The organism is Wolbachia endosymbiont of Kerria lacca (genome assembly GCF_051602725.1).
In the GTDB taxonomy this organism is placed as follows: domain Bacteria; phylum Pseudomonadota; class Alphaproteobacteria; order Rickettsiales; family Anaplasmataceae; genus Wolbachia.
The window spans coordinates 771,135-794,509 of sequence record NZ_CP192272.1 but is presented as its reverse complement, the minus strand read 5'-3'; the positions used below and the strand labels follow the sequence as shown (position 1 = coordinate 794,509).

19 protein-coding genes and 2 tRNA genes are annotated in these 23,375 nt (G+C 34.7%); 15 read left to right on the top strand and 6 right to left on the bottom strand.

From position 1 onward, the window contains the following. Positions 1 to 28: 28 nt before the first annotated feature. Positions 29 to 346 (bottom strand): hypothetical protein, encoded by a 318-nt coding sequence (locus ACQ4M0_RS03530; RefSeq protein ID WP_438456237.1) that lies wholly within the window; start codon positions 344 to 346, stop codon positions 29 to 31. Positions 347 to 504: 158 nt separating this feature from the next. Between ACQ4M0_RS03530 and ACQ4M0_RS03525 the strand changes: the two genes are divergently transcribed. The 9 genes from ACQ4M0_RS03525 to ACQ4M0_RS03485 all read left to right on the top strand — a co-directional run bounded on the left by ACQ4M0_RS03525 (position 505) and on the right by ACQ4M0_RS03485 (position 10,009). Continuing rightward, positions 505 to 633: a hypothetical protein gene (locus ACQ4M0_RS03525; RefSeq protein WP_438456236.1), complete on the top strand. Its 129-nt coding sequence runs from the start codon at positions 505 to 507 to the stop codon at positions 631 to 633. Between the two features lie 16 nt (positions 634 to 649). Next, positions 650 to 1,606, top strand: a complete 957-nt coding sequence (locus ACQ4M0_RS03520) for an IS5 family transposase (protein WP_213863789.1) — start codon at positions 650 to 652, stop codon at positions 1,604 to 1,606. A gap of 474 nt (positions 1,607 to 2,080) precedes the next feature. Then, positions 2,081 to 5,401, top strand: a complete 3,321-nt coding sequence (gene dnaE / locus ACQ4M0_RS03515; RefSeq protein ID WP_438456235.1) for a DNA polymerase III subunit alpha — start codon at positions 2,081 to 2,083, stop codon at positions 5,399 to 5,401. Between the two features lie 49 nt (positions 5,402 to 5,450). After that, complete coding sequence (rpsF, locus tag ACQ4M0_RS03510; RefSeq protein ID WP_052264806.1) at positions 5,451 to 6,224, top strand: 30S ribosomal protein S6; 774 nt, start codon at positions 5,451 to 5,453, stop codon at positions 6,222 to 6,224. Continuing rightward, positions 6,224 to 6,502, top strand: coding sequence for a 30S ribosomal protein S18 (rpsR, locus tag ACQ4M0_RS03505; protein WP_015587948.1), 279 nt, complete (start codon positions 6,224 to 6,226; stop codon positions 6,500 to 6,502). The genes rpsF and rpsR overlap by 1 nt, the downstream gene beginning before the upstream one ends. Positions 6,503 to 6,505: 3 nt before the next feature. Continuing rightward, entirely contained in the window at positions 6,506 to 7,060 is a 555-nt protein-coding gene (gene rplI / locus ACQ4M0_RS03500) for a 50S ribosomal protein L9 (protein ID WP_438456234.1), read from the top strand. A 130-nt stretch (positions 7,061 to 7,190) separates the two neighbouring features. Continuing rightward, a complete protein-coding gene (purB, locus tag ACQ4M0_RS03495) occupies positions 7,191 to 8,492 on the top strand; it encodes an adenylosuccinate lyase (RefSeq protein ID WP_007302075.1) in 1,302 nt (433 codons plus the stop codon). Beyond that, a tRNA-Met gene (locus ACQ4M0_RS03490) sits at positions 8,483 to 8,554 on the top strand. Before purB ends, ACQ4M0_RS03490 begins: the two co-directional genes overlap by 10 nt. A gap of 498 nt (positions 8,555 to 9,052) precedes the next feature. Next, a complete protein-coding gene (locus tag ACQ4M0_RS03485; RefSeq protein ID WP_213863789.1) occupies positions 9,053 to 10,009 on the top strand; it encodes an IS5 family transposase in 957 nt (318 codons plus the stop codon). Between the two features lie 131 nt (positions 10,010 to 10,140). Here ACQ4M0_RS03485 and ACQ4M0_RS03480 read toward each other — a convergent pair whose 3' ends face one another. The 3 genes from ACQ4M0_RS03480 to ACQ4M0_RS03470 all read right to left on the bottom strand — a co-directional run bounded on the left by ACQ4M0_RS03480 (position 10,141) and on the right by ACQ4M0_RS03470 (position 12,771). After that, a complete protein-coding gene (locus ACQ4M0_RS03480) occupies positions 10,141 to 11,100 on the bottom strand; it encodes an LD-carboxypeptidase (RefSeq protein WP_052264793.1) in 960 nt (319 codons plus the stop codon). Beyond that, positions 11,100 to 11,717: a lipoyl(octanoyl) transferase LipB gene (gene lipB, locus ACQ4M0_RS03475; RefSeq protein WP_052264792.1), complete on the bottom strand. Its 618-nt coding sequence runs from the start codon at positions 11,715 to 11,717 to the stop codon at positions 11,100 to 11,102. Before lipB ends, ACQ4M0_RS03480 begins: the two co-directional genes overlap by 1 nt. Positions 11,718 to 11,814: 97 nt before the next feature. Next, positions 11,815 to 12,771: an IS5 family transposase gene (locus ACQ4M0_RS03470; RefSeq protein ID WP_213863789.1), complete on the bottom strand. Its 957-nt coding sequence runs from the start codon at positions 12,769 to 12,771 to the stop codon at positions 11,815 to 11,817. Positions 12,772 to 13,121: 350 nt separating this feature from the next. Between ACQ4M0_RS03470 and ACQ4M0_RS03465 the strand changes: the two genes are divergently transcribed. From ACQ4M0_RS03465 to ACQ4M0_RS03455, 3 genes are all read left to right on the top strand, one after another. Then, the gene (locus ACQ4M0_RS03465; protein ID WP_438456233.1) at positions 13,122 to 14,297 is read left to right on the top strand and encodes a phage portal protein; all 1,176 of its coding nucleotides are present in this window, start codon (positions 13,122 to 13,124) and stop codon (positions 14,295 to 14,297) included. A 51-nt stretch (positions 14,298 to 14,348) separates the two neighbouring features. Beyond that, complete coding sequence (locus tag ACQ4M0_RS03460) at positions 14,349 to 15,350, top strand: ankyrin repeat domain-containing protein (RefSeq protein WP_438456232.1); 1,002 nt, start codon at positions 14,349 to 14,351, stop codon at positions 15,348 to 15,350. A gap of 127 nt (positions 15,351 to 15,477) precedes the next feature. After that, positions 15,478 to 15,927: an ankyrin repeat domain-containing protein gene (locus ACQ4M0_RS03455; protein WP_438456231.1), complete on the top strand. Its 450-nt coding sequence runs from the start codon at positions 15,478 to 15,480 to the stop codon at positions 15,925 to 15,927. Positions 15,928 to 15,996: 69 nt separating this feature from the next. Here the strand turns inward: ACQ4M0_RS03455 and ACQ4M0_RS03450 are convergent, their stop codons facing one another. After that, positions 15,997 to 18,480 (bottom strand): AsmA-like C-terminal region-containing protein, encoded by a 2,484-nt coding sequence (locus ACQ4M0_RS03450; RefSeq protein ID WP_438456230.1) that lies wholly within the window; start codon positions 18,478 to 18,480, stop codon positions 15,997 to 15,999. 375 nt (positions 18,481 to 18,855) lie between these two features. Then, a complete protein-coding gene (gene murJ / locus ACQ4M0_RS03445) occupies positions 18,856 to 20,352 on the bottom strand; it encodes a murein biosynthesis integral membrane protein MurJ (RefSeq protein ID WP_007302067.1) in 1,497 nt (498 codons plus the stop codon). Positions 20,353 to 20,483: 131 nt separating this feature from the next. On the opposite strand from murJ, the gene ACQ4M0_RS03440 reads away from it, so the two are divergent. The 3 genes from ACQ4M0_RS03440 to mnmG all read left to right on the top strand — a co-directional run bounded on the left by ACQ4M0_RS03440 (position 20,484) and on the right by mnmG (position 23,375). Beyond that, positions 20,484 to 20,559, top strand: a tRNA-His gene (locus tag ACQ4M0_RS03440). A gap of 147 nt (positions 20,560 to 20,706) precedes the next feature. Beyond that, complete coding sequence (locus ACQ4M0_RS03435; protein ID WP_007302066.1) at positions 20,707 to 21,237, top strand: hypothetical protein; 531 nt, start codon at positions 20,707 to 20,709, stop codon at positions 21,235 to 21,237. An 89-nt stretch (positions 21,238 to 21,326) separates the two neighbouring features. Next, on the top strand, positions 21,327 to 23,375 hold the full coding sequence (mnmG, locus tag ACQ4M0_RS03430) for a tRNA uridine-5-carboxymethylaminomethyl(34) synthesis enzyme MnmG (protein ID WP_019236692.1): 2,049 nt from the start codon (positions 21,327 to 21,329) through the stop codon (positions 23,373 to 23,375).

Below are 23,375 nucleotides of genomic sequence, written 5' to 3'. Positions count from 1 at the left end.
GGTAGTTTCTCTGTTATTCACAGTTAAACTACCTCTTTTTCCTCTTCTCTCCTACTTCTTCTCTACTTTTTTCTCGCAGAAAAATTTTGTTCACAGAGCCTAGTAAAACATTTACTATATTTGTGTAACCATTCTCAGCAGCTATCGTTAATAACGTACACTCACAGAAGAAGAGAGAAAATACATAATTTACATCAAATTTACCTTCCTCCCAATTTTTATATAGACCTTGATCCCGTTCCTCTAGTTCTGTTTTTATTTTCTCAATTATATTATTGAGATTTAAATCTTTCTCAGCCTCAATCGTCTTTAGTACTTTTTCCAGTGACTCATATCCTCCTGTCATAATTCTACCTTCAATATTAAATAATATGTTTAATTATTACATAATTATGATGAAAAGTCAACTCAAATAAGCTAATAACCGGGATTGTGAATAGTAAATTAGATTCAAATAGCCTCTTTGGTGTCATCCGAGTAGCTTGACACTGGAATCTAACTAAGTTGGTAAACACGAAAGCGCTTTTTTTGACGGAATTGCACAAAAAAACTGGATGCCAGTGGGCTTTGTTGCACCACTCAAGGAAAGAACAGGCAGTTACTGATGGAATTTGTTATAAAATAGATATTTAGCCGACAAAGGAAAAATATGCCAATAAGAATGAAAGTCAGTAACTGCAATGAATATAACAAATTTCTTCAAGAAAGGGGAAATGTTTTTCATTATATCAACGATGCCATTGAAAATTGGTACGAAAATAGTCCAAAAGTAGCAGGTGGCAACAATGTCTACAGCGACAAAGTAGTGATTCTAATTCACATAATAACCTATCTATTCAGGATTGGTCTTAGGCAAACAGTGGGATTTATAGAGAAATATCTTGAGCAAATAGGGAAAATTTTGCAAATTATCAGCTATTCGCAGGCTTCAAGAAGGTTTAAAAAGCTTAATATCAAAATCAACGACTGCAGAGTTGATAAGAACGATATGGAAGATATTGAAATTGCTATAGATAGTACAGGTATCAGCATCTACAATAATATTCCAGGCCATAGTAAGGCAAATGGTACAGATAGAAAGTATCGCCGCTATGAGCAAACAAGAAAGCTACATGTAATGCTAGAGATAGGTAGTAAAAAAGTTATAGCTGCAAAATACAGTAGTGGAGTTTATTCCGACCACTATGGAGCCTGTGATCTTATTGAAAGAGTGGATACCAAGTATAACATAAGCACGATATATGCAGATAGGGCATATAATCGAAAGAAGTTATACAAACTGTGCGATGAGCTTGACATAAAGACAAGGATTCCTCCGCAAAATAATGCAGTAGAGCATCCAAAGTTGGATTATATGAATGAGAGAAATTCTACAATCAAGCTCATAAAGTCATATGATGAAGATGGTATGAAGAGGTGGAAAAAAGAGATAAATTATTGGAAGAGATCTTATATAGAAAGTTTTTTCTCGCGACTGAAGCAAATATTTGGATTTAGTTTTAGGAATAAATCTGAGATTAATCGTGAGAAGGAACTGCTACTCAAGTGTTATTTGCTTAACAAATTTACTGAAATAGGCATGGCTAAGTTTGATATAGCTTCATGAATTTATTATACATTACCCACTATCCGAAGAGCTGTGCAACAAAGCCCACTGGAATCCAGAACAGGTAATAAGAAGCACTGAAATGACATCTCTATAGAACTCCTAACCAATCAAAAATATTAAGAAATTTACCAAGCAAAAAAAGGCAAAAGAATCCCCCAGTAGTGAGTTTTAACCCTATAATAATGTAAATCGGCATTGTAATAATGTGCTAACGCTTATTTAAAGCGCGTTTTGGCTGAATGTAGAAAAAATAAAAAAGACATGCAGCCGCTATAATTTTATGTAATCTGCCAATATATACCTGAGTTTTTTACTGAATTTTTGTTGTTAAATCTGCAGAGATTAAAAACAAGGATAAATACTCTTATTGTCATGATAAGAAGACTGATGAGGTTTGTCAAGTTGACTCTATTGCATATCCTTATAAGTAAATTAATGTTATCCTTAACTATTGCTAATCTAAAATTTTTTATGTTCATACACTTACGTGTTCATAGCGTTTATTCTCTGCTTGAGAGTTCGGTTAAAATTGAGGAGCTGATTGGTCTTTGTTTGCAGAACAAAATGCCGGCAGTTGCAGTTACTGATTCAGGCAACTTATTTGGCTCACTTGAATTTGCAGAATATGCAGCAAATAAGGGAATACAGCTAATAGTAGGATGCAATATTATCGTTCGACACTTAGAACAAAATTTATCAATACTCCTACTTGCAAAAAATGAACAAGGGTACACTAATTTAGTCACTTTGGTGAGTGAGTCTTTTAAAAAGCGCAAAAATAGCAGCGATATTCCCTGCGTTGATTTTGATGAGCTATTAAGTTTTAATACAGGTCTAATCGCCTTAACTGGTGGATGTTTGGCTCAACTGTTATTGGAGCAAGACAAAGAAACGGTTGAAAAACTGCTTTCAGCATTCGATGGTCATTTATATGTTGAATTGCAGCGTCATGGGCTGAATAAAGAGCTAGAGCTTGAAGAAGCTTTAATAGATTTTGCTTACCAGCGCAATATACCACTAGTGGCAACGAATGATGTGTTTTTTTCAAATAGATCTGATTATGAAGCTTATGATATATTAACGTGCATATCGGAGGGCAGTTATGCCCTGGAGAATAACAGAAAGAAGTTAACTACCGAGCATTACTTCAAATCTGTGGCAGAAATGGAGGAACTGTTCAGCGACATTCCCGAAGCAATTTATAACACTTTAGTGATAGCTAAGCGGTGCTCTTACATGCCAAGAAGCAGGCAGCCTATCTTGCCTAAATTTCCTTGTCGAGAAAATAAAACTGAGAATGAAGAACTGAGGGAGCAGGCAGTTGCAGGATTAGAATTCCGCATTGCAAATGAAACGGACATAGACCTTAAACAATACTACGATCGGCTGAATTACGAACTAAGCGTAATAACTTCGATGAACTACGCTGGCTACTTTTTGATAGTTTCTGATTTCATTCGTTGGAGCAAAGCAAATGGCATTCCAGTTGGACCGGGAAGAGGTTCTGGTGCTGGATCAATTGTTGCTTGGAGCTTGCAGATTACAGATCTTGATCCAATAAAATTTGGTCTGATCTTTGAAAGATTTTTAAATCCTGATCGTGTATCGATGCCTGACTTTGATATCGATTTCTGCCAAGAGAAAAGGGACCTGGTTATTGATTATGTTCAGAAAAAGTACGGTTATGTTGCTCAAATAATCACTTTTGGAAAATTGCAAGCAAGGGCAGTATTGCGTGATGTTGGTAGAGTATTGCAAATGCCTTACTCTCAAGTGGATAAAATATCTAAAATGGTTCCATTTAATCCAGTAAATCCTGTAACTTTATCGCAAGCGATAGAGTTTGATCAAAATCTTCAGAAAGAAAGGGATAGTGATGAAGTAATTGCCAAACTTCTTGATATATCTCTAAAGCTCGAAGGAATATATCGTCACGTTTCAACTCATGCTGCTGGAATTGTAATATGCGATCAAAAATTAGAAAATTTTGTTCCCGTCTATTATGATCCAAATTCGGCTCTGCCAATCACTCAATACAGCATGAAATATGTAGAGAAAGCTGGGTTAATAAAATTTGATTTTCTTGGACTTGGTACGCTAACACTAATAGATCATGTATGTCGTTTAATTAATCGTGATAAAAAAAAATTTGATATTTCCTCAGTTTCTTTGATTGATCAAAGAACCTATGAAATGCTCTCAAGAGGTGATTCAATCGGAGTGTTTCAGCTTGAAAGTTCGGGAATGAGAGAAGCTTTAATAAAACTAAAGCCAGACTGCATTGAAGATATCATCGCTTTAATTTCTCTTTATCGCCCAGGGCCTATGGATAACATTCCAACTTATGTTGCAAGAAAGCATGGACTTGAAAAGCCAGATTACATTCATCCATTGCTTGAGGAGGTGTTAAAAGAAACATTCGGAGTAATAATCTACCAAGAACAGGTAATGGAAATAGCGCGTATTCTCTCTGGATATAGCTTAGCAGAGGCGGATTTACTCAGACGTGCCATGGGTAAGAAAATTAAGGCAGAGATGGATAAACAACGTGAACTTTTTGTTCAAGGAGCAACAAAAAACGGTGTTGATTACGACAGGGCAAGTTATATTTTTGATCTTGTTGCAAAATTTGCTGGTTATGGATTTAATAAATCCCACGCTGCAGCATATGCGATTATATCTTACCAAACAGCTTACCTTAAGGCTAACTACCTGCTAGAATTTTTTACGGCCTTGATGAATCTCAACATTGATGATAGAGACAAACTGAATTTGTTTTATCATGCTGCAAAATTCAGTGGAGTTGCTGTTCTTTCGCCTGATATCAGCAAATCTAAGGCTGAATTTTCAATAGAGGGTGAGCACATACGCTACGGAATTGCTGCTTTGCGTAATGTTGGTTTTGCTATAGCAGAAGGAATAGTAAATGCACGCTCAAGTTCTTATAAGGACATATGGGAATTCATTCAAAATTTGGGGCATATAATAAATAAAAGGGCATTAGAAAGTTTAATTAAATCTGGAACATTCGATAGTGTGCACAAAAATAGAAAGCAGTTATACGAGTCAATAGACACATTGATTTACTTTGCAAATAAAAATAGGCAGTCAAATCAAGCTGCTTTATTTGGTAATCTTGATATTCTGAAGCCAAAACTTGAGAACGTGGAAGATTTTAATGAAGAGGAAAAATTAGAGCATGAGTTATTTTCATTGGGATTTTACTTAACTAATCATCCACTTGAAAAGTTTAGAACTCTCTTGAAAAAATTAAATATTGGGTTTATCGGAGAGAGTAAAACGATAAAAACTGCTGGTGTAATATTAAATGTGCGTATGAGAACCTCAGAACGTGGAAGATTTGTTATACTAACACTTTCTGATCCCCACAATGTTTCTGAAATAGCATTCTACAATAATGAAATAATAGAAGAAAAAAGGAATCTATTTTCACCTGGAGCATTTGTGATAATTGATCTTGAAATTTCAGAAAACACAACGAGACTATCAGGAAAGGACATATCTGAATTTACAGAAAAGGTTACTTCTCTAATGAAAGGATTAGTTTTAACTGCTGTATGTTCAGACTCGCAAAAAGTTGCTGAGGAGTTGAATGCAGTGTTGAAAAATGGAGGCAAAACCAAAATAATGCTAAAGTTTCTTCTCGAAAAACATAAAGTCAGCATCTTGTTGCCAGGTACATATTCAATCACCCCCAAAGCTATTTATGAAATATCTCACTTAAGTTGGATTGAAGACGTAGAAATTAATACAAATAACTTGCTTATATAAAAAAGTTTTATATAATTAAAGTGTTTAATTGATATTAAAGGAAGATATAGTGAATCTCTATGAATTTACTTTTATAGCACAACCGAACTTATTGCAGCAAGAAGTAGAAGAAATGGTCCAAGAATTGGCTATTTTGTTGAAAAATATTAAAGCAGATGTTATTTCTCAGGAGGTTAAAGGTCTCATAGAAAGAGAACATAGCACAGTTATAAAACAAGAGCTAGAGGCAAGTACCGAAAGCATTAAAAAAAGTCTGATTGTTTACTCTGATTTTTTGGAAACTCTGACAAAAATTTTGTGGGTTGAATTGGAAGAAGATTTTTCAAATTTAAAAGAAATAAAGTCAAGAATCGATAAAGAATTGAAAAATGAACTAAGTGATACGGGAATAAAACAAAATTTTATGGACCTTCCAGGAGCTAACACTAAAAGTGCATTTATCTATAATGTAGTAAATGCTTTTAAGGAAAATATTTCACAACATCTAATAAAGCCCCTTCAAGAGGTTTTAAAAAGTTTTAAAATAGTAGACTCAAATCAATTGAATAAAACGCTGGAAGTGCTTTTGAAAAATATTGAAGCTTCAGGATTGATAAAATATGAATATTGGGGTCTATTGGATTTTGCATACCCAATAAATAAGATGAAAAGTGGTCATTACTGTATGATGTGTATAAGTTTTACTTCAAGCATTATGGATGAATTTGAGCGTAGAGTAAAACTGAATGAGAATATTATTCGCCACTTGTCTGTACGGGTTAATGAGTTTTTTAAAGGTAAATCTTACATGATGGATAAACAAATTGAGGAGAAAAGTGCATAATGATGAAAAGACGAAATAGTTTTAATAATTCTTACGTGTCTGTAAATAACAGAACTGGCTTTAGGCGTCCTAAGGTCTGTCCTCTTGCTGCATCTAAAGATGAGGACATAGACTATAAGAATATAGATTTATTGTCCAAATTCACCTCTGACTATGGTAGAATATTACCTAGAAGGTTAACAGGTGTGTGCGCAAGAAAACAAAGAAAGTTGCGCTTAGCAATTATAAGAGCACGCTTTTTAGCTCTTGCTCCTTACTGTACTAAAAAAGTTAGGTAATTTATGTTAATAATTTTAAAGGAAAATATAACAACTTTAGGTAAGCTTGGTGAAGTTGTCAAAGTTAAGCCAGGTTATGCACGTAATTTTCTTTTTCCACAAAAAAAGGCGATGAAAGCCTCTAAGGAAAATTTAATAAAGTTAGAGGAACAGCGTTTATTATTGGAAGAAGAAAATACCAAAAAATTAAATGCAGCAAAAGTGCTTGCATCATCACTGCATGATAAATTTATTATATTAATAAAGCAAGCTTCAGAGGATGGGAAGATTTTTGGCTCTGTAACCACACGTGAAATTGCAAAAACTTTATTACAAGAAGGATATGATATAAGTCATCATAGTTTATCTTTGGGTGGAATAAGCATCAAAAATTTGGGCGAGTATCAAGTGAATATAGAATTACATAGTAAAGTGATATTGCCAATTACTATATACGTTGTCAGATCTGAGAAAGATGCACATGAATTAAGGCAAGCAAAGTTGCAAAATCAGAAATCTGAGCAACAAGAGGCAGAGCAAGATGCGAGTAAAGAAGCTACTGATGCTGATGATAGCTGATCAAAGATGATCCCTTGTTATAGTCGTAAAGAAATGTCTTCCATTGCTAAGCTGGTATCATCCCAGTGCTTCCCTCATGTCATTCCAGTGCATGACACTGGAATGACACCATTATTGGAATAAATCAAAAATGATTCCACGCTATAGCCGCAAAGAAATCTCTTCTATTTGGGAAGAAAAAAATAAGTTCAACATATGGCTCAAAATAGAAAAATTAGCATGTGAAGCTCAAGCAAAATTAAAAGTTATTCCAAATGATGTTGCTGAAAAGCTCTCTGGTGCTATTGAATTTGATATTGAGCGTATTAACGAAATTGAATCCATTGTAAAACATGATGTTATAGCCTTTTTGACATATATTGCTGAAAAAGCGGGAGTTGATGTTCGTTATCTCCATTACGGAATGACAAGTTCTGATGTTTTAGATACATGCTTTGCAGTGCAGTTGAAAGAGTCATGTGATATTTTACTCAAGAATCTAAAAAATTTACTTATAGTATTGAAAAAAAAAGCTGAGGACTATAAAGATATTGTTTGTGTTGGGCGCAGTCATGGAATGCATGCAGAACCAATAACTCTTGGATTAAAATTTGCTAGATTTTATGCTGAATTTAAACGCAATTATCAGAGATTAATTAGCGCGCAAAAAGAGATCTCAATTTGTAAAATATCAGGTGCAGTAGGTAATTTTACAAATATTAATCCATTTGTTGAAGAGTATGTAGCGAAAGAAATGGGACTCATACCTGAAACCATATCGTCTCAAGTCATCCCTCGTGATAGACATGCCATGTTCTTTTCAATTTTGGGAGTAATTGCAAGCTCAATAGAAAATATTGCAATTGAGATTCGTCATTTGCAAAGAACTGAAGTCGGCGAAATCTCTGAATATTTTTCCACTGGACAGAAGGGAAGTTCTGCTATGCCGCATAAGTGTAATCCTATTTTAAGTGAGAATTTGACTGGGCTCTCACGCTTAGTACGCAGCTACGTTTTTCCTGCATTAGAAAATGTTGCATTATGGCACGAACGAGATATATCGCACTCGTCTGTGGAAAGGTGCATTGCTCCTGATGCTTGTATAGCAATGGATTTTGCTTTAGTACGATTAACAGATTTGATAGATAAATTGGTGATCAATAAGGAAAATATTGAAAAGAACTTAAATTCTTCAAAAGGCTTGGTTTTTTCACAACGAGTATTACTCGAGTTGGTAAATAGTGGTTTGGCGAGGGAAGAGGCGTATAAAATTGTTCAGAGCAATGCAATGAAAGTGAAACAAAACAATAGTGATTTTCTGGCCGAACTGAAACAAGATAAATCCTTACTTGAAGTTATTAACTCTAAAAAACTTGAATCTTTGTTTGATTTGAAGTATTATACGAAGCATGTAGATCATATATATAGCAAGGTTTTTAATGAGGCTGAGTAGCTCAGTGGTAGAGCAGGAGGATCATAATCTCTTGGTCGGGGGTTCAAATCCCTCCTCAGCCACTCAAGCTAAGCTATGGTTTGGCGATAGCAGCGCATTTGACAAAATAACGTGATTCATTGTCAATTAACTGAAGTCTTTTTTCAGTTGTTCATATAGTATATGGAATAATGTATGTGAAGTGATAAAGATACAACATTTGTTGTATCTATTCAGGGGAATGGCTAATGGTATCCGTTCAAGAAAGTGGTAAGGTAGATGAGAAAAGACAACTAAATGAATTTCATCCGAGTAGCTGACACTGACATCTATATAAAGACAATCTAATGCACTCATTTAAAGTGAAGTTTTCTGGATCCCAGTGTCTAGGCACTGGGATGAAAAGAGTTGACTTGAATGACACCGAATAGGTACTGGGACAGAGGCTACTTGAATAATATTTCACCATGTCATTCCAGCACTTGATGCTGGAATGGCTTTGTTGCACCACTCAAGGAAAGAACAGGCAGTTACTGATGGAATTTGTTATAAAATAGATATTTAGCCGACAAAGGAAAAATATGCCAATAAGAATGAAAGTCAGTAACTGCAATGAATATAACAAATTTCTTCAAGAAAGGGGAAATGTTTTTCATTATATCAACGATGCCATTGAAAATTGGTACGAAAATAGTCCAAAAGTAGCAGGTGGCAACAATGTCTACAGCGACAAAGTAGTGATTCTAATTCACATAATAACCTATCTATTCAGGATTGGTCTTAGGCAAACAGTGGGATTTATAGAGAAATATCTTGAGCAAATAGGGAAAATTTTGCAAATTATCAGCTATTCGCAGGCTTCAAGAAGGTTTAAAAAGCTTAATATCAAAATCAACGACTGCAGAGTTGATAAGAACGATATGGAAGATATTGAAATTGCTATAGATAGTACAGGTATCAGCATCTACAATAATATTCCAGGCCATAGTAAGGCAAATGGTACAGATAGAAAGTATCGCCGCTATGAGCAAACAAGAAAGCTACATGTAATGCTAGAGATAGGTAGTAAAAAAGTTATAGCTGCAAAATACAGTAGTGGAGTTTATTCCGACCACTATGGAGCCTGTGATCTTATTGAAAGAGTGGATACCAAGTATAACATAAGCACGATATATGCAGATAGGGCATATAATCGAAAGAAGTTATACAAACTGTGCGATGAGCTTGACATAAAGACAAGGATTCCTCCGCAAAATAATGCAGTAGAGCATCCAAAGTTGGATTATATGAATGAGAGAAATTCTACAATCAAGCTCATAAAGTCATATGATGAAGATGGTATGAAGAGGTGGAAAAAAGAGATAAATTATTGGAAGAGATCTTATATAGAAAGTTTTTTCTCGCGACTGAAGCAAATATTTGGATTTAGTTTTAGGAATAAATCTGAGATTAATCGTGAGAAGGAACTGCTACTCAAGTGTTATTTGCTTAACAAATTTACTGAAATAGGCATGGCTAAGTTTGATATAGCTTCATGAATTTATTATACATTACCCACTATCCGAAGAGCTGTGCAACAAAGCCATCCCAGTGTCTAGGCACTGGGATGACAAGGGGGGATACTAGGATGACAACGAAGGTGCTGGAATGAAAGGAGTGTGAGATAAAGCTACTTGTATAACTGTTGCACATCCATAAACTCTTTCTCGTCTTGCATGCTGATGATAGTGTGAGTGTTGAGAGGTAAAGGGTCATTTCTATGTCCATGTCCTACCCCTTTTATTGTAAATACTGGAAAGTTAACACTTTTTGCAAACCTTTCTTTTACAATTTCAACAAGATTATCATTATAACAGTTAACAAAGTCACCGAATATTACTGCATCTACTCCATCAAAAATATGAGCTTGTTTTAGGTGATCTAGACTTCGCTCAATTGAATATGGATAAACTTTTATGTCTTCTAAAAATAGAATTTTGTTTTTTGCGTTTATTTGCCAAGCAGTTCCTATGCTATTTTCAACCAAAGTCATATTACCACCGATGATTTTAGACTCTAATTTGCCATTTTTTAGTCTAATGCCATTGTCGATCATTTTTAGGTTATCAAATCTGATAGAGTTGCGTTGCTTAAGAATTAACTCTTTTAATTTTTCAACAGAGGTTTCAGCAACAGAGTTATTTACTATCATTTCCAACATGGTACCGTGAAGAGTTTGCCAGTCATATTTAACTTGCAGATAAATATGTAAAGCAGTGATATCACTATAGCCTATAAGAATTTTTTTGTTTTGAGCAATTCTTTCTTTTTTATCATTGGGTAACTTTTCTAGATAGGGAATTAGCCGAGAAGCCCCTTCTCCTCCTCTGATACACCAAATTATTTTGCTATCATCAGTGAGCGCATTAACCAAATCATTCGCTCTAAACTCATCAGAGTTAGAATAAAATGGGTTGTCATTACTGTATATTTTCTCCGAAATGTGAGGATTAAAACCCAAAGTTTTTACGGATTCTTTTATAGTGGGCAGATCCGATTCTTTTCCCTTCGAAGAAGGAGCAATAATATCAACTTGATTTGCAGGATTAGTGAGTAAAAGGCATAGAAAATAAAGAATAAAGGAATACATTAAAATATCTTATGAAACTCTTGCTTTAATATATCATCTAATTCGCAAAGAGAAACTTTTACTCCTAGTTTTTCCATTGATGTAACGCCGTAATCTTTTAGTCCACAAGGAATAATACCCTCATAGTGGGAAAGGTTTGGAGAGACATTAAGCGCTATGCCGTGATAAGTTACCCATTTTCTCAAGCGAATGCCAAAAGCTGCTATTTTTTCTTCTACTCCGTTGTTGTTCACCCAAATGCCTATTCTATCTTCCTTAAATTCCCCAAGTATATTAAAGTGTTTTAAAACATTTATGATCCAATTACTTAGGTCTCTGATATATAGTTTTATGTCACATTTGTTTCTTTTTTTAAGATTTAGCATTAAATATATAATGCGCTGCCCTGGTCCGTGATATGTATATTTACCACCCCTACCTGTTTTATATATAGGAAATAATTTTTCAATAATGTCATCATCTGTTGCACCGATTCCTGCTGTGTAAAGTGGAGGGTGCTGGAGCAGCCATACTAGCTCATCAGACAAATTATTGTAAATTTGTTGAATTTTTGCTTCCATGAATTTTATAGCATGGTTATAATCAGTAAATTGGTTAGAGATTAGCCATTCTGTCATGTTCTATTTCTTTAGGTCTATCAATGTCATTCCAGCGCTTGACACTGGAATGGCTTTGTTGCACAGCTCTTCGGATAGTGGGTAATGTATAATAAATTCATGAAGCTATATCAAACTTAGCCATGCCTATTTCAGTAAATTTGTTAAGCAAATAACACTTGAGTAGCAGTTCCTTCTCACGATTAATCTCAGATTTATTCCTAAAACTAAATCCAAATATTTGCTTCAGTCGCGAGAAAAAACTTTCTATATAAGATCTCTTCCAATAATTTATCTCTTTTTTCCACCTCTTCATACCATCTTCATCATATGACTTTATGAGCTTGATTGTAGAATTTCTCTCATTCATATAATCCAACTTTGGATGCTCTACTGCATTATTTTGCGGAGGAATCCTTGTCTTTATGTCAAGCTCATCGCACAGTTTGTATAACTTCTTTCGATTATATGCCCTATCTGCATATATCGTGCTTATGTTATACTTGGTATCCACTCTTTCAATAAGATCACAGGCTCCATAGTGGTCGGAATAAACTCCACTACTGTATTTTGCAGCTATAACTTTTTTACTACCTATCTCTAGCATTACATGTAGCTTTCTTGTTTGCTCATAGCGGCGATACTTTCTATCTGTACCATTTGCCTTACTATGGCCTGGAATATTATTGTAGATGCTGATACCTGTACTATCTATAGCAATTTCAATATCTTCCATATCGTTCTTATCAACTCTGCAGTCGTTGATTTTGATATTAAGCTTTTTAAACCTTCTTGAAGCCTGCGAATAGCTGATAATTTGCAAAATTTTCCCTATTTGCTCAAGATATTTCTCTATAAATCCCACTGTTTGCCTAAGACCAATCCTGAATAGATAGGTTATTATGTGAATTAGAATCACTACTTTGTCGCTGTAGACATTGTTGCCACCTGCTACTTTTGGACTATTTTCGTACCAATTTTCAATGGCATCGTTGATATAATGAAAAACATTTCCCCTTTCTTGAAGAAATTTGTTATATTCATTGCAGTTACTGACTTTCATTCTTATTGGCATATTTTTCCTTTGTCGGCTAAATATCTATTTTATAACAAATTCCATCAGTAACTGCCTGTTCTTTCCTTGAGTGGTGCAACAAAGCCCACTGGCATCCAGAAATTTAATTGTAGATAGCACACTGAACTGGTGAGCATAGTTGCTTTACGCTAAAAGGAACGTATTTGACTAAATTGTATAAAAAGATGGATCCTAGTGTCAAGCTACTTGGATGACAAATATGGGCTACTTGAATGGCACTATCGCAAACGAACTAGTGTCAGCTACTCAGATGATATCATTCTTGTAACACCAATTGATATAATTCAACTATAATTTCAAATTTTTAACAAAATTTTCAGGAGGCACATATGAATTTTAACATTTTTCAAAGAAAGAAAAGCAGTGAATACTCTGCTTTGCAACTAATGATGGAACCAAGTTGGAGTAGGCGCGATTATGCAAGTTTTGCTGAGGAAGGCTACATAAAAAATGTCATTGCCTTTCGAGCAATTAATATGATCGCAAGTGCTGCATCTTCGGTACCTTTTACTCTCTGCCAGCTTACTGACCAGGGAAAATCACAACTAAAAGCGCATCCATTACTGAAGTTACTTTATTCTCCTAATCCAATGACATCAAAATCGGAATTTATTGAAGGGATTGTGACTTATCGATTAGTTAATGGCAATTCTTATGTATTGATGATTGAGGCGCAGAACAAACCAACAGAGCTTTATCTTCTGCGCCCCGATAGAGTTGAAATTATTCCAGGAAGAAATAACGTTCCTTATGTCTATCGTTATACCGTAAATAACAACAGTTATGACTTTAGAGTTGATAAATTGACTGGGCGTTCAACAGTACTGCATCTTAGAACCTTTAACCCTTTGAATGATTGGTATGGACTATCACCAATTGAGGCAGCTGCATATAGTATAGATCAGCATAACCAAGCGGGAGCTTGGAATCAGGCAATGCTGCAAAATGGAGCAAGACCAAGTGGTGCAATAGTTGTGAAATCAGAAAAGGATGGAAGCGGTGGAAACTTAAGTCAAGAGCAGTACCAACGCTTAAAAGCGCAGATAAATGATCATTATTCAGGTCCTGTCAACGCTGGGAGACCTATATTGCTTGAAGGAGGCTTAGAGTGGAAGGAGATGAGCTTATCACCAAGGGATATGGATTTTATTGAATCCAAGCATAGCTCAGCTCGCGATATTGCGCTAGCTTTTGGCGTTCCGCCGCAGTTGCTTGGCATACCAGGTGATAATACTTATAGCAATTTGATCGAAGCACGTCTTTCCCTTTGGGAACAGACGATTTTACCAACGCTAGAAAATATTATCTGTCACCTGAATTCTTGGCTAGTGCCCAAGTTTGGTAAAGATTTATGTTTGTCATATGATAAAGACGCGATAGAAATTCTAATGGAAAAAAGACAAAAGATGTGGAAATACGTGGAAAACGCAAGCTTCATGACACTTAATGAAAAAAGAGAAGCTTTTGGCTTGCCACCGTTACCCGGTGGTGATAAATTGGGTTGATATTATTTTTTTACATATTAAATTAACTACAATGAAATTGTGGGGTAAATTATGAATGAAAGGGAACAAAGAGAATTGGATGAACTATTAATGAATTCTTCTAAAGGAGAGAATATACAGCAGATTACGGAGTTGATAGAAGCTGGAGCAAATATTAATGCAGTAACAACTGTGCAAAAGGAGACTCCTTTACATATTGCAGTTAGGTATGTTCATAAGGAAGTAGCAGAGTTGCTGCTTAATAAAGGGGCAAATGTTAATGCAGTAGAAAGGCGAAAGTGGACTCCTTTACATACTGCAGTTAAAAGTGGCAAGGTGGAGGTAGCAGAATTGCTGCTTGATAGAGGAGCAAATGTTAATGCAGTAGATAATATTGATATGACTCCTTTACATTTTGCAGTTAAGTATGTTCAGGAGGAATTAGTAAAGTTGCTGCTTGAGAAAGGGGCAAGTGTTAATGCAGTAGACAAGAAAGGAAGGACCCCTTTATCTATTGTAGCTACTGGTTGTTACCAAGGGTACTGCGATAAACCGATGCTAGTAAGAACTATAATTGTATATGCTGTGTTACATAGTGGTATCACAATGAAACCAGAGTGTATTGTTAACAATAGTGAATTGTCCGAATTTTGGGATTTGTGTAAGAATAAGGTGAGTGGTAGGCTTAGTAACAGCACTATATCTTTATATCAGTTTTTGCGGGAGAATGATAAGAATAAATTAGCAGGGTACTTATTTGACCAAAACTATGATGTAAAAAGATATTTAGAAGAAAAGCAATATGAAAAGGATTTTCCTACATATGCTAATATTATAACAGGCCAACTTCATAAGGCAATGAAAAGAAAGGATTTATTATATAGAAGTGACATAGTTATGAATCATTCTGTTGATTTGAAAGATTTTCCACAAGAAGTGAAAAGTAAAATCACTAATTGCTTAACAAATGAAGAGTTAAGAAATGTTATTAGAGCACCTTTTAGTATTCCAAGTCGGAATTTGGATAATCCAAGTGCTGAACAACTTCAAGCAGCTGCTCAAGCTCATAATTAGAGTAATGTACACAGGCCTATGCTCATTATAAAAGGAGAAAGTTTTACCATTACCCTGATGATAAGTTGAATTGATGTTTATATAGTGTAGATATTTATACTAAGCTGTAAGAAATTAGAGGTATTTTATGTATCAAGAACAAGAAAATTCAGTAAGTAATTCTCGATTTACTCTTCCTCATATAGAATTGTTATCGACATGCAAAGCGAATGTTAATGCAGCAGATCGTAATGGTGAAACTCCTTTACATTACGCTGCTAAAAGAAATCGCTTAGAGCAAGTGAAATTATTGCTTGAAAAAGGAGCAGTTATTGATATAAAAAATCGTTTCGGTTATACTCCTTTATACTGTGCTGTTCGTTCAGGCCACACAAGTATGGTAAAATTATTGCTTGAAAAAGGAGCAGATATTAATACATCAAGTAATTTTTATGTTACTGTTTTACATTTATCTGTTCGCGAAGACTATAGGGAGATAACACGTTTATTGCTTGGAGAGACAGAGAGTCCAAGCACAAGCTGCAGCGACGCAAGCATTGAGAATGTACAAACAATCAATCAGTCTTATCATTGGTGAGAGTAGAACATCTTTTACTAAGGTCTAACTTAAAGATAGATGGTCCCTTAAATCCTATATCTAAATGAGTTAACTATTTTTCTTGCTAACTAATAAAGTGGTAAAGATTTGATCTACATCAAAACTCATCTTAGGGTGCCAAATAGGGCCATCTAAGTGTGCCTCGATATAAAGAGGACTATTATGATTTGGTAGTATGAAAAAGAGTCTGAATATAGAAGTTAAGGAGAAATTAGATAAGATTAAATTAGAAGAGATAGAACCTGATGCTTGATCGATACTAAACTGTGAGCTAGTTGAACATACACCACTGTTAATACTTACTTTTCCATTAATATTTTCAAAAAGCGTACTGCCATTATATATATCAACGTAAGCAAGCTTGGAAATTTCAGGTTTATTCTTACTGCTTAACAACTTAGTGATGAATGAATTAAAATCCACATTTGTAAACTCTATTTTCTGTGCTTGAAAGTTTACATTTCCTGATAAGTTACTAGCCCAATCATCAAAGCTTGTCCCTTGAGTTTTGATTTCACCACTTAAGCTTATCTTGCCATTTATGTTATTAACTCCTATAACTTCCTTGGTGTCCAAATTTGCAATAGAAAATTTTGTGTGAATTGAGCCTGCTTTTAGATAACCCTGAAAAAACATTTGTCCATGTTTTAGTATGTAACTTATCTGTTTGATAGTGATAGTGTTGTTTCTTATCACTGTATCCAAGTTAAAATCTTTTAAGACGTTTTGCCCAATTTTAAATTCTGTAGTTTTGATTTGCACGTTTGCATCAAAATCTCCTTTCTCATCTAAAAAATTAAGCTGCTTTGTTGACCATTGAATTTGATTTATTTCATTTCTTGAGTTTCTTTTTACCTCTAATAGTTTTGGTAATTTAAAGATATTTCCATTAAATTTATTACCTGTAAGGTTTACGTCTAATAAAGGCTTAGTGTATTTTTGATCCACTAATATTTTTACACTACCGGTAATGTCGAAATCTTCTCCGAATAACTTTATTTTATCTGCAACTAGCTTGTTCTCTTGTATTTTTAATGAAAAATCCAAATCTTCAATTTTTGTACCATTGAATATAGAATCTTTAACACTAGTTCTTATATTTACATCATACTTAAGATTTTTCAGCCATTGCACTTTGCTGAATAATGAATAGTCATATTTATCTATATTAATGTTATGTATGCTAAATTTGCTATCGATCATATTGTGTTTTTTTGTGTGATTTACCTTAATTGATCCTTGCCAAGATTCTTTGTTATTTAGCAATCTGATATCTGAAAGAGATAATATTCTAGGTGCTAAATATAGTTTAGAACTTGCTGTAAATTGACTTTTCTCTCTTTCTTGCATCTTGATAGAAGGTAAAATATGTGAAATGAACGACTCACCCTTTATCAATATATCACCATTAAATTCAGACAAGTTGCCATTGTTTGAAACTTTTCCTGATAAGCGAGATATATTATTGGTTCCAGGAAACTGAAGAAGAGTATCAACGTTTATTTCGCCATTAGCAAATTTTAGCGTAGCATGAAATTTGTCCAATATCCTGTTTTGATATTGAATATTTGAAGCTTCCATATTAAAATCCAAGCTCAGGTTCTTTGGCACAACCTCTCTAAAAGATTCTAAAAGACCCTTCATATCTGTTGTTTTGTGTGAGCCGTTTTTTAGGTCGACTTTACTAAAACTAATATTGATATTAGTATGATCACTTTTTCTATCATTTTGTATTATACCAGTGCCTTGCATGCTTTTGGACTCAATTTTTAAATCAGTTGCCGTAAACTCGCTTTCATTGAGATTGATATTGGATGATATCTCAATATTTTCGCTGGGAATCACATAAGAAAGGAAGCTAAGATTAATGATTTTTGCTAAATTGCTCACAGAACCGGAACTGTTATTGATTGTCAGTATTAAATTACCCTGTTGATTTCTATTACCTTTAAATAGCAAATTTGCAAAATTTGAATCAACACTAATGTGTACATTATTTTTTGTGACATTAACCTTTCCAGAAAAATCGTAATTGTTGTCACCAATCTGTACTTCACCAAAAAACTGCTTATTTTTTTTTATAGCAACTTCCTTGATGTTAATAGTATCGGCGTTAAAACTTATTTGGCTGTCCTTTATTAATATATCAACTATATTATCATTGGCTTTCGTATTTATAATATTAAGTAAATTTTCTTTGTTGCTTTTCATGCCCAAAAATGAGATTGACTTTGGTTGCAATGAAAATGAAAACAACGATGGCCTTATTTCAATTTTTTTTGCACTAATTAAATCTGATAATTTTTGCTCCTTGTTTTTGTTGTATTGTACATATACATTGTGAATAGTAAGTTTTGGAGTAATGAGCGAAACTTCAATTTTTCCTCCAACATGTACTTTAGCATCATACGTCTTCTCTAACTCTTTTACGATATATTCTCTGTAGCCACTCCAATCCTTAAAAGTTGCAGCAACGTGCATGAGAATTAATAGCAACGAGATTGATAATATGGCGTATAAAGAAAGTTTCATAATAGACCTCTCATTCCAGCATCCCTTCTCTTCTTGTCATCCCAGTTTGGGATCCAGGAAATTTGATTAGACATTAAGTTAATTAGCAAAAAAGTAGCTATTCTTATGTTAAAGCACAGCATTTTTACATGAGAAGCTGGTCTGATGAGCACTGGGTTCCCAGTGGAAATTGCTCTCAAACCACAACACTTATACAGTTGTGTGTGTGACACTGTGATCCAGTGTGACTTAAATAAGGTTTTCCAGATTATATAATCAACAAAATTTCTGGATCCCAGTGCTTGACACTGGGATGACAGGAATAGGTTATGGGATGAAAGAAGTGGATATTGGAATAGTAGCTGAAATGACATATAGCAATACAAAGGGTGTAATTTACACATATTTCAAATTATTCAAATTTCCTCTAAAAATCAGGTAAAGAGTGCTAGAATAAATAATAACACTCAAAGCTATTAAAGTTACTAAATAAACAATACGAGCTAGCCCTCTATCGAAAAACAACCCTGCTGATAAGTAATTAGAGAGATAAAGAACTATTGACATAACCAATGTTGCAGTGAGAATTTTTACAATATTTAGTAATAATGCTTGGCTAAGCTTATACATCTTATTTATTGTTAAATAATTAATCAATAAAATAGAATTTATCCAAGTGGAAATGGAAGTAGCAATAGCAATTCCTATATGTTGGTATTTGTTCATTAATAGGAGATTTAGTATTACGTTAATTCCAAGGCACGTTAATGAGAACATAGTTGGTATTTTTAGCTTTCCCCTAGCAAAGAATGTGGGTAGCAATACTTTATTTATAATAAATGCGGGTAAAGAAAGAGAAAATGCTACTAATGTAGGAACAGTTTGCTGCACTGCATAATAATCAAATCGGCCGTAAGAAAAAAGCGTAAGTAAAATCATGTCAGGAATAATGATAAAAGCAGCAGTTATTGGCATAATTAATATTAACCCTATATTAAGGGCCTTGTTCTGTATTTTGACTATATTCTCAGTATCATTTATTCGTTTTGAAATCATAGGAAGAAGTACTGTACCAATTGCAGTGCCAATTACTCCTTGCGGTAGTTGATTTAGTCTATCGGCATAATATATATAAGAAACTGCATTTGGTATAAAACTCGCCATGATTGTGTCAATCCATACACTTATTTGTATTACACAATTGTTGATAATTGCAGGTATTACACGCTTGAAAAACAACTTCACTTCGTTACTTAATTCTAAACTAAAAGAAAAGAAAGCCTTTAATTTGTATGCACTAAATATTATTAAAAGTAGCTGCAAAATCCCTCCAATCAGGACGGCTATAGAAAGGTTATGAGCCGGTGTTTCAATGTAAGGTAAAAACAAACTGATGATTAAACAGAGGTTCAAAATGATTGGTGAAATAGCTGTTGAAGCAAAATGCTGTTTTACTTGCAACATTCCACCAATAAGTGATGCGATTGACACGAAGATTATGTAGGGCATCATAATTTTCGACAAAGTTACAGTAAAGGTAAATTTATTTTGGTCAAATCCAGGAGTGAAGATTTTGATCATGTAAGGGAAGAAGGTTTGTGTGATAAGGCAAAAAATTACTAGAATAATAAACGTAATGGATATTACACTACTTGCGAAATTAAATGCCTTTTTATTATCATATGACTCTGCAGAGTATAATGGTATGAATGAGGTAGTAAATGCCCCCTCTGCAAAAAACGATCGAAATAAATTAGCAAAGCGAAACGAGGAAAAGAATATATCTGCAAGAGAGGTTGCACCAATAACCGTAGCAATCAATACATCTCTTATTAGCCCTAAGATTCTTGAAATAGCTGTAAAAAAACTAAATGTGAAAATACTTTTAAACATATCATGGTGTCAATACGATTGAGTATAATGATAAAAGCATGAATGAAAATATTTAAAACCCTCTGCAAAAGGAGGTAACTTAAATAATTAATTGACTATTTGTGCTCGTATGTTAAAAATTTTATATCTTGGCGGGCGTAGCTCAGTTGGTAGAGCGTCAGTTTGTGGTACTGAATGTCGCCAGTTCAATCCTGGTCGCTCGCCCCACTCAAAATTTTCACTTTACATAAATATAAACATTAGATATTTTTGCACGGCCGTTAGCATTCCTTGTTGCTCTAGTATTTAGATGGTGGAGGGGAAGTTTGCAATTTAGAGTAAAAATGATGCCTATTAATTAGTGAGAGGGATTGTATGTATATTTGTTTGTTAGCTTATAGTATAGTGTCAGCACTAGGAATATTAGCTTGGTGGTTGAGTTTTGACACTTCATCACCTTTAGCCATAGGTGCAATTGCTGGTTCTATGGCTCTAGCATTGATTGCGGTTTTGCACGTAGGATGTTTGCTATATAAGTTTTGCAAAAGAGATCCTATTGAGGAAGATCATGGAAAAATAGCAATTTTTTTGGGTATGGCTATACCTATAAGTACTATGATTGGGGCAGTGCTTAATGCAAGTGTGATTGCTGTTCTTCCTAACCCAGTAGTAACAGTGATTATCTTAGTAAGTGCAATAACAGGGCTAATAGCAACAATTATGGGGGTTTATGTAGCCACATCTTTAGTGCATTGTGCAGATGAAGCAGCAATTACATTTGCAGCAAGTGCAACTTCGATTACAGATTCTACATTTGTTAGAATATCTCAGGAAGAAGAAGTGGATGAGCGTATTACCTCTCCTACAGTTGAAAAAGTTTCTTCTGTAAAAGAGACGATAATTTGAGCTAAGTTAGTTTGTAACACTGGAATCTGTAAAATTTGACATCAATCACTGATAGTTGGAATATTATAGATTAGGAATTACTCAAGAAGATGCATAAGTACGACGTAGTGGTAGTAGGTGGCGGTCATGCCGGGTGTGAAGCAGCTACAGCTGCAGCACGTCTTGGTGCAAGCACGCTACTTATAACTCACAAAATTTCAACTATAGGAGAGATGTCTTGTAATCCAGCAATTGGAGGAGTTGCAAAGGGTGTTGTAGTTAGAGAAGTAGACGCCCTTGATGGAATAATGGGGAGAGCTATCGACCGAGCAAGCATACACTCGGTCGTTTTAAATGGCAGCAGAGGCGCAGCAGTATGGGGCCCACGTGCACAAGCAGACCGAAAATTATACAAAAAAGCAATACAGGAAATTATTCTAAATTATAACAACTTGACAGTAAAAGAAGAGTCAGTTGACGATTTTCTTATCGAAAGTGATAGCAATGGAGAATCTTATATAAAAGCTGTAATAACAGACTCAGGTGAACGTATACTGACAAGCAGAGTTGTTTTGACTACAGGGACTTTTTTACGTGGTGTGATTCATATAGGAGAGCAAACAACTCCTTCTGGAAGAATAGGAGATAAACCTGCAATAGAGCTTGCAAACACGCTAAAGAAGTATGATTTTAAACTGGGCAGGTTACGTACCGGAACTCCACCGAGGCTTGATCGTGGCACTATAAACTGGTCGGTATTACAAGAACAAGTGGGTGACAATCCACCTACACCATTTTCTTATCTTACAGAGAAAATTAACCAGCCTCAGGTTTCATGTTTTATTACTCATACTAATGAACATACACACAGAGTAATTCGAGAGAATCTTCACAGATCAGCTTCTTCATATTTAGATAACGTTATTGCACCAAGATACTGCCCATCAATTGAAACTAAAGTTAAAAAATTTGCAGAAAAAAATAATCACCAAATATTTCTAGAACCAGAAGGGATTGATGATAACACTATATATCCAAATGGAATTTCAAATTCATTGCCCATCGAAGTGCAGTACGAAATGATAAAGAGTATAAAAGGGCTTGAAAATGCAGAAATATTAAGACCTGGATATGCAGTTGAATACGATTATATCGATCCACGAGAGCTATTTCATACTCTCGAAACTAAGAAAGTTAAAGGACTATATTTTGCTGGTCAAATTAATGGTACCACTGGATATGAAGAAGCAGCTGGGCAGGGAATTATTGCCGGAATCAATGCAGCACTCTCTTTATCTCAAAAAAGTTTTGTTCTTCATCGTACAGACTCATATATCGGTGTAATGATAGACGACTTGGTCACTAAGGGAATTACCGAGCCTTACAGATTATTTACCTCGCGTGCAGAATATAGACTGTCAATCAGGTCAGATAATGCAGATAGAAGATTGACACAAAAAGGTTATGACATCTCTCTTGTGTCGCATGAGAGATACTCTGTTTTGCAGGGTAAACTTAAATCCATTAAGCAACTTGAGGAGAAATTAGAGAGCCTAACAATTACTCCTGAGCAGCTCAGGTCCTATGGCATTAAAATATCTTATGATGGAATAAGAAAAACAGCATTAGATTTGCTCGGTTATCCAAATATTGACTGGAATAAATTACGAGAAATATGGCCAGAGTTAAACATGGGTTCCAGTGTCAGCTACTTGCATAACGCCAAAGCACCTCTTCCTGTCATCCAAGTAGCTGACACTGGGATCCAGTACTTGAATGATGATGGAATGGATGCAGTTGACACTGAAAAAAATGTAGATTCCAGCGTCATGTGCTGGAATAACACTATAACTGATAGCATAGCCAAGAATGAAATATATGAAGCAGTTGCAATTGAAGCAAAATACAAGCCTTATTTAGTAAGACAAGAAGCAGATATGAAGTTTCTACAAGAGGAAGTTAATACTCAAATTCCAACTAATTTCAACTACTCACAGATTAAAGGCTTGTCAACTGAAGTGATAGAAAAGTTGCAGTCAATAAAGCCAGCAACAATTGGTATTGCGAAGCAAATACAAGGTATCACTCCAGCAGCGATAGTTAGCATATTAGTGTACCTTAGGAATAAGAAAACGAAAATAGCTGCTAATTCTGCGTAA